Source organism: Pseudomonas hydrolytica (genome assembly GCF_021495345.1).
Classification (GTDB): domain Bacteria; phylum Pseudomonadota; class Gammaproteobacteria; order Pseudomonadales; family Pseudomonadaceae; genus Aquipseudomonas; species Aquipseudomonas hydrolytica.
This window is the reverse complement of sequence record NZ_CP099397.1, coordinates 3565547-3578736: the sequence shown is the minus strand read 5'-3', so window position 1 is coordinate 3578736 and position 13190 is coordinate 3565547. Positions and strand designations below refer to the sequence as shown.

General features: G+C 63.0%; 12 protein-coding genes. 9 read left to right on the top strand and 3 right to left on the bottom strand.

Annotation, left to right across the window (positions count from 1 at the left end):
• Positions 1 to 72: 72 nt before the first annotated feature.
• From L1F06_RS16670 to L1F06_RS16660, 3 genes are all read left to right on the top strand, one after another.
• On the top strand, positions 73 to 1194 hold the full coding sequence (locus L1F06_RS16670) for a beta-ketoacyl-ACP synthase III (protein WP_129481474.1): 1122 nt from the start codon (positions 73 to 75) through the stop codon (positions 1192 to 1194).
• Positions 1195 to 1265: 71 nt separating this feature from the next.
• Positions 1266 to 1868 carry an RNA polymerase sigma factor gene (locus tag L1F06_RS16665; RefSeq protein ID WP_129481473.1) on the top strand — a complete coding sequence of 201 codons (603 nt, stop codon included), beginning with the start codon at positions 1266 to 1268 and terminating at the stop codon, positions 1866 to 1868.
• Positions 1862 to 2095 carry an anti-sigma factor family protein gene (locus L1F06_RS16660; protein WP_129481472.1) on the top strand — a complete coding sequence of 78 codons (234 nt, stop codon included), beginning with the start codon at positions 1862 to 1864 and terminating at the stop codon, positions 2093 to 2095. The genes L1F06_RS16665 and L1F06_RS16660 overlap by 7 nt, the downstream gene beginning before the upstream one ends.
• A 177-nt stretch (positions 2096 to 2272) precedes the next feature.
• Here L1F06_RS16660 and L1F06_RS16655 read toward each other — a convergent pair whose 3' ends face one another.
• Positions 2273 to 3445 (bottom strand): PD-(D/E)XK nuclease domain-containing protein, encoded by a 1173-nt coding sequence (locus L1F06_RS16655; protein ID WP_129481471.1) that lies wholly within the window; start codon positions 3443 to 3445, stop codon positions 2273 to 2275.
• Complete coding sequence (locus tag L1F06_RS16650) at positions 3433 to 5625, bottom strand: argonaute/piwi family protein (protein ID WP_129481470.1); 2193 nt, start codon at positions 5623 to 5625, stop codon at positions 3433 to 3435. The genes L1F06_RS16655 and L1F06_RS16650 overlap by 13 nt, the downstream gene beginning before the upstream one ends.
• Before the next feature lie 553 nt (positions 5626 to 6178).
• On the opposite strand from L1F06_RS16650, the gene L1F06_RS16645 reads away from it, so the two are divergent.
• Genes L1F06_RS16645 through L1F06_RS16630 form a run of 4 tightly spaced genes read left to right on the top strand, consistent with a single transcriptional unit; the run spans position 6179 to position 8647 of the window.
• Positions 6179 to 6472: an HvfA family oxazolone/thioamide-modified RiPP metallophore gene (locus L1F06_RS16645; protein ID WP_129481469.1), complete on the top strand. Its 294-nt coding sequence runs from the start codon at positions 6179 to 6181 to the stop codon at positions 6470 to 6472.
• A 20-nt stretch (positions 6473 to 6492) separates the two neighbouring features.
• Complete coding sequence (locus tag L1F06_RS16640) at positions 6493 to 7335, top strand: HvfB family MNIO-type RiPP peptide maturase (protein WP_129481468.1); 843 nt, start codon at positions 6493 to 6495, stop codon at positions 7333 to 7335.
• A complete protein-coding gene (locus tag L1F06_RS16635) occupies positions 7332 to 8042 on the top strand; it encodes an HvfC family RiPP maturation protein (RefSeq protein ID WP_129481467.1) in 711 nt (236 codons plus the stop codon). The genes L1F06_RS16640 and L1F06_RS16635 overlap by 4 nt, the downstream gene beginning before the upstream one ends.
• A 5-nt stretch (positions 8043 to 8047) precedes the next feature.
• Positions 8048 to 8647 (top strand): HvfX family Cu-binding RiPP maturation protein, encoded by a 600-nt coding sequence (locus tag L1F06_RS16630; RefSeq protein WP_129481466.1) that lies wholly within the window; start codon positions 8048 to 8050, stop codon positions 8645 to 8647.
• A 186-nt stretch (positions 8648 to 8833) separates the two neighbouring features.
• Here L1F06_RS16630 and gliR read toward each other — a convergent pair whose 3' ends face one another.
• Positions 8834 to 9868, bottom strand: coding sequence for an AraC family transcriptional regulator GliR (gliR, locus tag L1F06_RS16625; protein WP_129481465.1), 1035 nt, complete (start codon positions 9866 to 9868; stop codon positions 8834 to 8836).
• A gap of 125 nt (positions 9869 to 9993) precedes the next feature.
• On the opposite strand from gliR, the gene L1F06_RS16620 reads away from it, so the two are divergent.
• Both L1F06_RS16620 and L1F06_RS16615 read left to right on the top strand, forming a co-directional pair.
• Positions 9994 to 11589, top strand: a complete 1596-nt coding sequence (locus tag L1F06_RS16620; RefSeq protein ID WP_129481464.1) for an FAD-binding oxidoreductase — start codon at positions 9994 to 9996, stop codon at positions 11587 to 11589.
• A gap of 2 nt (positions 11590 to 11591) precedes the next feature.
• On the top strand, positions 11592 to 13163 hold the full coding sequence (locus L1F06_RS16615; RefSeq protein ID WP_129481463.1) for a glycerol-3-phosphate dehydrogenase/oxidase: 1572 nt from the start codon (positions 11592 to 11594) through the stop codon (positions 13161 to 13163).
• Positions 13164 to 13190: the final 27 nt, after the last annotated feature.

Sequence of the window (13190 nt, the reverse complement as noted above, 5' to 3'; positions counted from 1 at the left end):
CCGATTTTCGGCCTGCGCGATTGTCGCCGGCCTACTGCCTGAGGCCGCCAGCGGCCAAGAAGAGGAATGAGCGTGCATAACGTCGTGATCAGTGGTACCGGCCTCTACACTCCGGCCAACAGCATTTCCAACGACGAGCTGGTGGCGTCCTTCAATGCCTACGTGCAGCAGTTCAACGCCGACAACGCCGAGGCCATCGCCCGCGGCGAGGTCGAGGCGCTGAGCGAATCCAGCACGGGCTTCATCGAAAAGGCGTCGGGCATCAAGAGCCGCTTCGTCATCGACAAGGACGGCATTCTCGACCCGCAGCGCATGGTGCCGCGTATCCCCGAGCGTTCCAACGACGAGTGGGGCATCCTCTGTGAAATGGCCGTGGGCGCCGCCAAGGAAGCGCTGCAGCGCGCCGGCAAGACCGTCGCCGACATCGATGGGGTGATCGTCGCCTGCTCGAACCTGCAGCGCGCCTATCCGGCGGTGGCCATCGAAGTGCAGGCCGCACTGGGCATCGACGGCTGGGGCTACGACATGAACGTGGCCTGCTCCTCGGCCACCTTCGGCATCCAGGCCGCGGCCAACGCCATCGCCACCGGGCAGGCCCGCGCCATCCTCATGGTCAACCCGGAAATCTGCACCGGCCACCTCAACTTCCGCGACCGCGACAGCCACTTCATCTTCGGCGACGCCGCCACCGCAGTGATCATCGAGCGTGCCGACCTGGCTAGCTCCAAGCACCAGTTCGACGTGGTCGGCACCAAGCTGCTGACCCAGTTCTCCAACAACATCCGCAACAACTTCGGCTTCCTCAACCGCGCCGCGGAAGAGGGCATTGGCGCGCGCGACAAGCTGTTCGTGCAGGAAGGCCGCAAGGTGTTCAAGGACGTCTGCCCGATGGTCGCCGAGCTGATCGCCGCGCACCTGGCGGAAAACCAGCTCAACGTGGCAGATGTGAAGCGCTTCTGGCTGCACCAGGCCAACCTCAACATGAACCTGCTGATCGCCCGCAAACTGCTCGGTCGCGACGCCGAGCCGCACGAGGCGCCGGTGATTCTCGACACCTACGCCAACACCAGTTCGGCCGGCTCGGTGATCGCCCTGCACAAGCATCAGGACGACCTGCCCGCCGGCAGCCTGGGTGTTCTAAGCTCCTTCGGTGCCGGTTATTCCATCGGCAGTGTAATTTTGCGCAAGCGTTGAACTCTCTGTAGGAATGCCTGACGTGCACGGGGCGTTCGGCTTCGTGCGCAGGCCTGACCTACGGGAGTTCCATGTCCGATTCCGATCTCTTGGGGCGCCTGCTCGCCGGCGAGCAGAAGGCCTATCGCGAGCTGGTGGCTCGCTATCAGGGTGCGATGCGGGCGGTGGCCTACGCCATCGTCGGCAGCCGCCATGCCGATGAGGTGGTGCAGGATGCCTGGTTCGCCGTGGTGCGCAACCTGGCAGGTTTTCAAGGCCGCGCCAGCCTCAAGACCTGGCTGCTGACCATCACCGCCAACACCGCCAAGACCCGACTCAAGCACAACCGCCGCGAGGTACTGCTCGACGACCTGGCTGCGCCGCATGGGACGGTCGGCGACGAGCGTTTCGCCGATGACGGTCACTGGCTGTTGGCGCCACATGCCTGGCATCAGGACAGCCCCGAAGCCCTGCTCACCGAGGACGAACTGCGCCAGTGCCTTGAACACACCCTGGCCAGCCTGTCCGAGTTGCAGGCCAGCGTGCTGGTGCTGCGTGAGCGTCAGGGGCTGGAGTTGGAGGCGATCTGTAATCTTCTCGACATCTCCCTCTCCAATGCCCGTGTGCTGCTGCACCGTGCACGCCTGAAAGTCTTCGCCACCCTGGAACATTTCGAGGAGACAGGCCAATGCTGACCTGCAAGGAACTGGTCGCTCACTCCAGCGATTATCTCGACGGCCAACTGACGCTGCGTCAACGTCTGGCCGTACGCGCCCACCTGGCCATGTGCGGCAACTGCCGGCGTTTCATCCGCCAGATGAAACTGACCCAGGCGGTGATCCGGCAGATGCCGGAGGAGGAGTTACCCGAACTCGACGCCCTGGCCGAGCGACTGGCGCAGAACCGGCGTGATCAGGGGTGAACTGCGTCCAGGTTGGACGGTTGTTCGGGCTACTTGCTGCACAAAAACACAGCCAGAGAGTCGGCCATGGAAACCTCCGGCAAACCTCCCTCGCAAGAGCAGCACCGTAGGATGGGTAGAGCAACGCGAAACCCATCGAATCTCCCCGGTTTCGCTGTGCTCTACCCAGGCTACTTGCTAGCCCTGTGGCCGATCATCCATAGTGGATGGCGCACTAACCACGACACAACCGTTAATGCCGTCTATCTTCAACACCCCTTCCTTGAACTTAGCGTGCTCTTGCGTCGCGCGCGTGCAATCCCATAGGAAACTGACGATATGCGCATCCTCGTATTTCGCGTCGGCGCGATAAAGCGAGGCGTCTTCGGCAATCTCACCGATAAGCGTCGGGAAAGATTTCTTCGCATCCTTACGGTACTTAACCTCGATTATCGTGTGCAGCGACGGGAGATATAGATCAATGCGCGGATTCTTCTGTCCAACGGGCTGGAGATTCACTTCATCTGCGATGTCGTTGAAGATCGGCCCGAGCAGGACATAAAGTAGGTTCTGAACGTGATATTCGTTCTCTACCAGCCACTTAACGGGGTCCGCGCCTCGCGTGCGGCCCGTATCCTCCCAGGTCCACCGCTTGAGGCCGACGGGGATGTGCTCCAGAAATCCCAGAAGATCGTCAAGGCTCCAGCCCTTCGGCGGCACGACAGCCATGTCCTGATTGACTTGATCAAAAACGTAGACCATCAGGGACAAGAGCGCCGTCGAAGCGTCCCCCTGCGTCTGCGCCCGGAACTCACCCATGAAACGGTCGATCAGAGCCATGCGGCTCCGGTGATCGTCGATCCGCTGAATGTCGTGGTAGTGAAGAAATAGCGGCACGCACGCGCTGGCGTAGATGGCGGATTCCCCGCTGCGGACGTACGCTGCGATATCTTTCTCGAAGAGATTGAGATGGTCGCCGCCCGCCTGCTGCGCAAGGAAACCGGATGTCCAGTTCTCGAACTCACAGGCGATGCGGCTATTGTTCAGTTGTCCAGCCAACCATTTCACGGCCATGACGCCAAACATATCGGAGACCCACGGGCGCGGCGTCGAGTCGATTTTGGCGGCCTGACCGAGCAGGCGCGAGACATCCTGGCTGGAAACGGTTTCCTCCAGAACGCCAAGACCCGCAATCGCGCAGCGCTGGTACAAGGAAAGCGTCGCAAAATCGAAGGCCGGAGCGCCGTCCTTCGACAAGCCGAGAAAATGCAGGAAGATGGATTTGAAGGGGTCGGCGTGCGCGCTCTCGATCACCTTGCGGTGCAGATACTCGCGTAACTGGTACGCGTTCTCCCTCTCTACAGAAACCATTGGGATTGCCCAATCTTTCCGATCATCACCGAGTCATTCCATCCCGGAAGCTGATTTAGCCAACCGAGGTTCCGTGCGATCAGGTCGGAATAGCTGATTGTCACCGGCATGGGATTGGGGAAGTAGCTGCGCCAAGAGTGCGAGGCGAAACTATAGAGCTGAGCGCTCAGATACCTAACGTCCTTGAAGGTCGAATCCTTATGAATATCGAGGATTACACCGCGCGGATGTCCGTCTGTATCCTGCCGCAACTCTCGCTGACCGATTAGATAGACGAGCATTTCATGCTTGGAGAGCTTGAAGGTCTTTCCGCGCGGTGGCGCTAGCTTTCCTTTCTGCACACCTGCCGTCGCGGAGTCGAACATATGTAGTCCGTGATCTTCCGAGATTTTCAGGAATGCATACTCGATCTGATATTCCCGGTACTTGTCGATCACAGTGCGAACGGCTTCGATCTCTTCCTTGTTGAACTTCTTGACCTGCGCATGAAAGATCAGACGGATCGTGTCGCCTTTCTGCCAGTTCATGCGCTTTTGAATTTTCTCGATAGTTTCAGCGAGAACTGAGGTAAGAGCCTCACAGTAGGCTTCCGGCACGACGGCTTTCGAGGTATTCGAGACGATATAGCTGCCGTCCCCGGAGAATACCGTGGTGATGCCCATAATCCGCTGAATATCCGCTCCGCGCTCTTGTCCGATGTTGGCGCTGCCGATGCCAATCACGAGTTCATGCGAGAGTGTCGGAGAGGATTTTAGCAGCCAAGGAACGCCGCCCATCTTGGCGTAGCAGGCCAGCGCCATATTGTTGAGCGAATAACCGAGTGAATAGTCGGATTGTGCCAACAGCTCTATCGTGAAATCCTGAACGGGAACCTGATGCAGGAAGAACAGGCTCTTGCCGAGATAGTACGGATTCTCTGTGACTTTGAGTTTCTTGAAAGATTGCCGAACCTGCACGAGGGCCAAGTCCCATCGTCCACCGTCATCCGCCTTCTTCCGGATCGCCGCCTCAATGGCGTTCTTGTATGCCTCCACGCTGTCGGTAGCCGTTGCGAACACCTCCACGCGGCTAGTTCCCAAGGCGAACTTGCCTTCAAGGCCATTGCTGAAATACTTGCTGCTTGAAACTCCTTTTAAAAGCTTGCGGACGAACTGTTCGACGCGGCCCTTATCATGCTGAGCGCAGATGACACAGATTGACGGATCGTTGCGGTCGAATGTGCGCTTCGTATAGGGACCGCTCTGCGTAAGCCCTTTCTCGGCCCAATCCGCCTCACCGTTGTCGTTGAAGACGAATACGGGTTTCTGCATCTGCCCACAATCCTTCTGGATATCGGGCGCATCCTCAATCTCGATGCGTGTTCCATCAATCAGTGGAATAGCCTTCGTCTGGATGTAATTCTTGAGCGCGTCTATGCGGGCCTTCTTGTTCTCGCCTCCATTGAAGATGGAAACTGACTGCCGGATACGCTCGACGATGGCGTCCTTCTGAGCACCGTGCGTATGCAGAATATAGTCGTCGAAGTTTGTCCGGCTGGCTTCAAGGTAAACATCCTTTGCATCTGCCAGCACGACCTGACCGTCAGGCTGCGTGACCTGTAACTTCTCGCCTTTGATCGCGCTCACCGACCCCACGAGCTTTCTGTACCCATCCTCTTGTTCTGTGACGACGTAGCGGCCCATGAGATCGAACCCGCTATTTAGAAAAAACAGGCCGTTTTCTTTGAGAACCCGGCGTGTAGTGCAGTCAATAACAAGGCATGGATGGTCATGCACATAGCGAGTGTTGATTGAATACTTGGCACAGACCTTAAACGGATAGGCATCGCCGAGAATCGGAGCGAGGAGATTATCTTCCGGCTTGGTACTTATCAGCTCGATAGGGTTGAAGCCTAGAGGATTACGTCCGAGCCCTGCAAGGTGACGGGACAACCCGTCCTTGACCAGCGAGCAGAAGATACCGAAGTTTTCATTGAGAGGAATGGTGATAGGCGTACCGGAAACGGGGAACGTGCCGTCTGATGAAAAGATCAGAATATTGTCGCCCTGCCGACGGAAAGAATGCGTCGATCCGTGTTTCACGCGAAAACCATCCAGCGTCTCCTTATCGTAAGGGACTTGGCGGGCCTCAAGCTCCGTATCGGGGATTTTGAGTGGAAATGCGCTCAGGAATACTGGCAAAACTTGATCCTTTCTTTGGTCAATGCGCGTTCTTAGGCGTCTAACAGTAGTTATATAGATGACGATACTAATCCGATAGTAGAGCCTTCCATCCAACTCCGCACCATCCCGCTTCGCTTCGTACGAAAAAGTCCTCCCGATCATAGCCTTACCGCTATGCCCTTGTAGTCGGCTGCATTCGCTTGACCTCCTCTTTTGGCTCCAGCACTACGTCTCGGTACACCGCGCGTAGGTTGGATGACGCTTTTTCATCCACCGTTTGCGCTGGCTGTTCGCGCTACTGGCTATCAAAAGCCTCGCCGCTGAAGCGCCTCCCACGGCGCGGTGAATGTTCCTGTGCCTGTGGGAGGGGCTTTCGGCTCTGGCATCCTGCTTCGCTCTACCTCCTGCATCCATGCAGTCGTAGCCGCGACTGGTAGCGGGCAAAGCGCCCCCGGATTTCATCCGGGCTACGAAAAATTCCAACCTGCCCTGTAACGCCCGCATCTCTGCCTCGTCCATTGCTGCGAGGGCGCCAATCCGGCCCCGCATTCGAAACCGATGGAGAGATGCCATGAAACAACTCAATACCCTGACTGCCACCCTGGGCGCTGCGCTGCTGACTTCCGTGGCCTTCACTGCCCACGCCGCCAGCAACCCCTTCGCTGCGCAGGAGCTGGCCAGCGGCTACAGCCTGGCCGCTGCCGAGAAGGCGCAGGAAGGTTCCTGTGGCGAAGGCAAATGCGGTGGCGAGATGAAAGGCGACGCAGAGGGCAAGTGCGGCGAGGGCAAGTGTGGCGGCGAGAAGAAGGCCGACGCCGAGGGTAAATGCGGCGAAGGCAAGTGCGGCGGCGAGAAGAGCGAGTAAGGGCAAGGGGAGGACGGATCATGCACCTCGCACACCTCACCGGCGCCGGTCTCGGCCTGCGTCGCGGGCTGCTCGCCGAGCTGATCGGCGATGACGCCAGCGGCGCCGACTTTCTCGAAGTGGCGCCGGAGAACTGGATCGGTGTCGGGGGGCGGCTGGGCAAGCAGTTGCGCGCCCTGAGCGAGCGCCGGCCGTTGCTGTGCCATGGTCTGTCCCTCAACCTCGGCGGCTTCGCGCCGCTGAATCTGGAACTACTGCACGCCATCAAGGGCTTTCTCGACGAGCACGGCGTGCTGGCGTACAGCGAACATTTGTCGGCCTGCGCCGACGATGGCCAGCTATATGACCTGATGCCGCTACCGTTTTCCGAGGAATCGGTGGCGCGCATCGCCGAACGCGTGCGCATCGCGCAGGACGTGCTGGAGCGGCCGCTGATCATCGAGAACGTCTCGGCCTATGCGCGCCTGCCCGGTGAGCTGGACGAAGCGGATTTTGTTCGAGCGGTGCTGGAACGTGCCGACTGCCAGTTGTTGCTGGACGTCAACAACGTCTACGTCAACAGCCTGAACTTCGGCTTCGATGCCGAAGCCTACATCGCTGCGATGCCGAGTGAGCGCATCGCCTATCTGCATGTCGCCGGTCATTACGACCAGGCGGCAGACCTGAAGATCGACACCCACGGTGCGCCGGTGATCGACCCGGTGTGGGCACTGCTGAGCAGCGCCTACGCGCAGCATGGCGTGCGCCCGACGCTACTGGAGCGCGACTTCAACTTCCCGCCGCTGGCCGAGCTGTATGCCGAGCTGGCGCATATCCGCGGCCTGCAACAGGCCGTGCGACCGCTGAGCAGGTACGGCACATGAGCGGCGTTCAGCAACAGCGCGACTTCGCTGCACGTATTCGCCAGCCTGAGGCGCAGTCTTTGCTGCCGGGCATCACCGCCGAGCGTATGGCGGTCTACGAGGAGCTGTTTTTCAACAATGTCGCGAGCTTGGTGGGCGGCGCCTTTCCGGTGCTGCGCGGGGTTCTCGGCGTCGAGCGCTGGCAGGGGTTGCTGCGCGCGTTCTTCGCCGAGCATCGGGCGAGCACGCCGTACTTTCTCGAGATCAGTCAGGAGTTCATTGCCTGGCTGCAGCAGGGCTATCGCGCCGAGCCTGACGACCCTGCGTTCATGCTGGAGCTGGCCCATTACGAGTGGGTCGAGCTGGCGCTGGATGTCAGCGATGCGCAGTTGCCCGAGCGCGGCTGGTCGCCATTGGCCTGGCCGCTGGCCTATCGCTGGCCGGTGCAGAGGGTCGGTGCCGATCACTGCCCCACTCAGGCGCCAGACGAGCCGACCTGCCTGCTGGTCTGGCGTGATCGCCAAGATCAGGTGCGCTTCATGCAGCTGGCGCCGTTCGCCTATCAGCTGGCGTTGCGTCTGCAGGCCGGCGAGCCGCCTGGGCAGGCGCTACAGGCGCTGGCCACCGAGCACGGCCTGGCTGCCGACCAGCATTACTTCACCAACGCCCGCGCGCTGCTGGATGACTGGCAGGCGCGCGATATCTGGTTTCCCCATTCCGAGGACTGACCGCCATGACCGCTCTGCTCAATCGCTTCCAGGACGCGCTGGAGGCTACCCGGCGCCTGGATTTGCTCGGCCCGCTGCTGCTGCGCCTGTATCTGGTGCCGGTGTTCTGGATGGCCGGCACGCAGAAGCTCAAGGACATCGACGCCACTGCCGCCTGGTTCGGCAATCCGGATTGGGGGCTCGGCCTGCCGTTTCCCGAGCTGCTGGCCTGGGCGGCGGCGCTGACCGAGGCCGGTGGCGCCATTCTGCTGCTGTTCGGCCTGGCGGTGCGCTGGATCAGCATCCCGCTGATCGTCACCATGCTGGTGGCGATCTTCGCCGTGCACTGGCCCTATGGCTGGCAGGCGATTGCCGACCCGTCCGCGCCGTTTGCCAACGAGCGCGTGCTGGCGGCGGCGGAGAAACTCGAGCGGGCGCGCAGCATCCTGCGTGAGCACGGCAATTACGACTGGCTGACCGCCAGTGGCAGGTTCGTAGTGCTGAACAACGGCATCGAGTTCGCCGCCACCTACCTGGTGATGCTGGTGGCGTTGTTCTTCAGCGGGGCAGGGCGCTGGTTGAGCATCGATTACTGGCTCGCGCGACGTTTCCGAACTCCGCGCTAAGCAGGCCACTGAAAAACTACCGGCGTTGGCAATACTGCGTTAAAAACGACCTCGCGTGCGAGCCCAGTCAAAATGCTCATTTACAGCACGTAAACCCGAGTGCGGGCCCAGTGTTTTTTTGGTCGTTTTTGCGGGGCCGCCATCGGTATTGTCTTGCCTGCCTCGCCTACGTTTTTCAGCGGCCTGTTAGCCCAGCGGATTGTCGCGGCGCCGGCTCTCACGAAATTCGCCCGGCGTCTGCCCGGTCCAGCCCTTGAAGCTGCGGTGGAAGGAGCGTGCCTCGGTGAAACCGAGGTAGCAGGCGATGTCCTGGATCGCCAGGTCGCTGCGCAGCAGGTAGTGCTCGGCCAGTTCCTGGCGCAGCTCGTCGAGGATCTGCTGGTAGCTGGTGCCGGCCTGCTGCAGGTGGCGCTGCAGGGTGCGCACGGTCATGTCGAATTTCTCCGCCACCCGTTCCTTGCGCGGCAGGCCGTCCTTGAGCAGCAGACGCAGGGCGTTCTTCACCCGCCGCGGCAGCGGCTCGTCCTCATCCAGCCCGGCCATCAGCGCCAGGGCGTGTTCCTCCAGGGTGCGCAGCAGGTTGGCGTCGGCCTGGCGCAGCGGCACGCCGAGGTAGTCCAGCGGCACCAGCAGGGCGTTGCAGGGTTGCTCGAACAATACCGGGCAGCCGAACAGCGCCTGGTATTCCTCCAGCTCGGTGCCGGCCGGTTGCGCGTGCTCGAACCAGACTTCGCGCGGCGAATGCTCGGAGTCGGCGATCCAGCGTGCGTACAGCAGCCAGGAGGCGAGCACGTTCTCCACCATGTGCCGGCGCACCTGCGGCGCCTGATGGCGACAACTCCAGATCAGCCGCACGTGATCCTCGGCGGCTTCGAGACGGCTGGTGCCCATGTCGCCCACCAGTTTCTCGTACGGCACGATGCGGCCCATGGCCTCACCCAAGGTGGCGCAGTTCATGGCGATGTAACCGAGCACGCTCCACGAACCGGGCTGCACGAAACGTGCTGAGTGCAGGCCGAACAGCGGGTCGCCGGACACCTCCAGCAGATGCGCCAGCAGGCGTTCGTGCACCTCGCTGGGAATCCGCTTGCCGTTGTCGGCCAGATCCTGCGCCTGAACGCCGGCGGCCGCCAGCGCACGGTCGATATCCAGACCGAGCTGTTCGGCCTGGCGCAGGTACTTGAGCAGGGCGGGAACCGAGGTGTAGCCGAGGTTTTCCATGGATTCTTCTTGTTCTGCGAGGCCTGTCTTGATTGGCGATATGGCCTGTCCCGATTCGACAGTGACGGAAATCGGCGGCTGGCTAGTATAGGCAGCCATAAGTGCTGATCGGAATGGGGGATGCGATGCGACGCTGGAACGGATGGGGAGACGAAGCGACCGAGGTGGAACTGCCGGCCCATGGCGAGGCCTTTCTCGCCGAGCTGATCGGGCCGGGGCAGCGCCTGGCCGACGCCAGCCTGCAGGACGTGCTGGCGCGTGTGCCGGCCTCGCGTCTGGCCCCCAACCCGCTGATCTGCGTTGATGCCGAGGTGCGCGTGCGCCATGCCCGCGGTCAGAGCCTGCCGGACTGGCTGGCCATGCGCTCCGGCGAGTTCGGCCTGTTTCCCGATGGCGTCGCCTGCCCGGAAAGCGCCGAGCAGATCCGCGAGCTGCTGGTCTGGGCGCAGAAGCATGACGTCACCCTGATCCCCTATGGCGGCGGCACCTCGGTGGCCGGCCACATCAACCCGCAGGCCGGCCAGCGCCCGGTGCTGACCCTGTCGCTGGAGCGCATGACGCGCCTGCTGGATATCGACGAGGACAGCCTGATCGCCACCTTCGGCCCTGGCGCCAACGGCCCGCAGGTGGAAAGCCAGCTGCGTGCGCGCGGCTATACGCTGGGCCACTTCCCGCAATCCTGGGAACTGTCGACCCTCGGCGGCTGGGTCGCCAGCCGCTCCAGCGGTCAGCAGTCGCTGCGCTACGGGCGCATCGAGCAACTGTTCGCCGGCGGCAAGCTGGAAACCTTCGCCGGCACTCTGGAGATTCCCACCTTCCCGGCGTCGGCCGCCGGCCCCGATCTGCGCGAGCTGGTGCTGGGTTCGGAAGGGCGCTTCGGGGTGATCTCCGAGGTGCGCGTGCGCATCAGTCGCCTGGCCGAGCAGGAGCGCTTCTATGCGGTATTCCTGCCCAACTGGCAACAGGCGCTGAGCGCCATTCGCAGTCTGGCTCAGGCGCGTGTGCCGCTGTCCATGCTGCGCCTGTCCAACGCCATCGAAACCCGTACCCAGCTGGCCCTGGCCGGCCACCCGCAGCAGATCGCGCTGCTGGAGAAGTACCTGGCGCTGCGCGGCGCCCGTGACGAGAAATGCATGCTGACCTTCGGCGTCACCGGCAGCCGGGTGCAGAACGCCGCCTCGCTGAAACAGGCGCGGCGCCTGCTGAAAGGTTTTGGCGGCGTGTTCACCGGCACCCTGCTGGGCAAGAAATGGGAGCACAACCGCTTCCGCTTCCCTTATCTGCGCCACGGCCTGTGGGAGCGCGGCTACCTGGTGGACACCCTGGAAACCGCCACCGACTGGTCCAACGTCGACAACCTGTTGAACAAGGTCGAGGCCAGCCTGCGTGACGAGCTGGCCGGCGAGGGCGAGCGGGTACACGTGTTTACCCACCTGTCGCACGTCTACGGCGAGGGTTCGAGCATCTACACCACCTACGTGTTCCGCCCCGGCAGCGACTACGCCACCGCCATGGCGCGCTGGCAGCGGCTCAAGACAGCGGCCAGCCGCACCATCGCCGAGAATCGCGGCACCATCAGCCATCAGCACGGCGTCGGTCGCGACCACGCGCCTTATCTGGCGGCAGAGAAGGGCGAGCTGGGCATGGCCACGCTGCGCAGCCTGGCCACGCATTTCGACCCGGAGCAGCGCCTGGCTCCGGGCGTGCTGTTGCAGGACTGAGCATGGAACTGTGGAACGCCCGCTGGCGCGAGCGTGCGCTGCCCGAGCTGGCCGCGCATGACTGGGACTTGCTGGTGATCGGCGGCGGCATCTGCGGCGCCGGCATCCTGCGGGAGGCGGCGCGACGCGGCTGGCGCTGCCTGCTGCTGGAGCAGCGCGACTTTGCCTGGGGTACCTCCAGTCGCTCGTCGAAGATGGTCCACGGTGGCCTACGCTACGTCGCCAAGGGCCAGCTGGGGCTGACTCGCGACTCGGTGCGCGAGCGCCAGCGCCTGCTCGGTGAGGCGCCGGGGCTGGTGGAGCCGCTGAGTTTCGTCATGCCGCATTACCGCGGCGGCTTCCCTGGGCCCAAGGTATTCGGCGGCCTGCTGAGCCTGTACGACGCCCTGGCCGGCAAGCGCAACCATCTGTTCTACCCGCTGCAGCAGCTGCGTTACCTGGCGCCGGGCATTAGTGAAGATGGTCTGCTCGGTGGCACGCGCTTCTTCGACGCGGTGACCGACGATGCCCGCCTGGTGCAGCGCGTGCTGGGCGAAGCGCGCGCCGAAGGTGCAGAGGCGCTCAATGGCATGCGCGTGGTCGAGCTGCTGCGCGAGGCAGGGCAGGTGGTCGGCGTGCTGGCCGAGGATATCGAGACGGGCAACCGCTACCGCCTGCGCAGCCGCGCCGTGGCCCAGGCCACCGGCGCCTGGGCCGATCGCCTGCGCCAGCCCGGCAATGGCCGCATCCGCCCGCTGCGCGGCAGCCACCTGCTGCTGCCGGGCTGGCGCCTGCCGGTGGCGCATGCCTTCAGCTTTATGCATGCGGCCGATGGCCGGCCGGTATTCGTCTTCCCCTGGGAGGGCGCGACGGTGATCGGCACCACCGATCTGGATCATGCGGACGATCTGGACACCGAGGCGGTGATCAGTAACGAGGAGGTCGACTATCTGCTGGCCGCCTGTGCCCAGCAATTTCCGTGCGCCGAAGTGACACGCGGCGATGTGCTGTCGACCTGGGCCGGCGTGCGCCCGGTGGTGGGCGATGGCAGCGCCGGGCTGAAACCCTCGGACGAGAAGCGCGAACACGCGCTATGGATCGAGCCGTGCAGCGTGACCCTGGCCGGCGGCAAGCTGACCACTTTTCGCCTGCTGGCGCTGGAGGTACTGCGCGCCTGTGCGGGCTTCGTCGGCAAAGCGGTGGACGATCAGGGCGGCGCGGTCTTCGCTTCGAGTACGCCGACGCCGATGCCGGCATTGAACCCGGCGCAGCAACGCCGTCTGGCCGGCCGCCATGGCCGCCAGCTGGGCGAGGTATTGCGCCTGATCGACGAGGTGGGCGGCGATTGCGTCGCGGGTACGAACACCCTGTGGGCCGAACTGGCCTGGGCCGCCGAGGGCGAGCTGGTGCTGCACCTGGACGACCTGCTGCTGCGCCGCACCCGCCTGGGCCTGCTCTTGGCAGGCGGCGGTCGCGCCGAGCTGCCGCGCATCCGCGCGCTGTGCCAGCCGCGCCTGGGCTGGAGCGATGCGCGCTGGCAGCAGGAAGAAACCAACTACCTGGCGCTATGGCAACGCTGTTACAGCCTGCCGTAGGGTGCGCCGTGCGCACCAACGAACGAC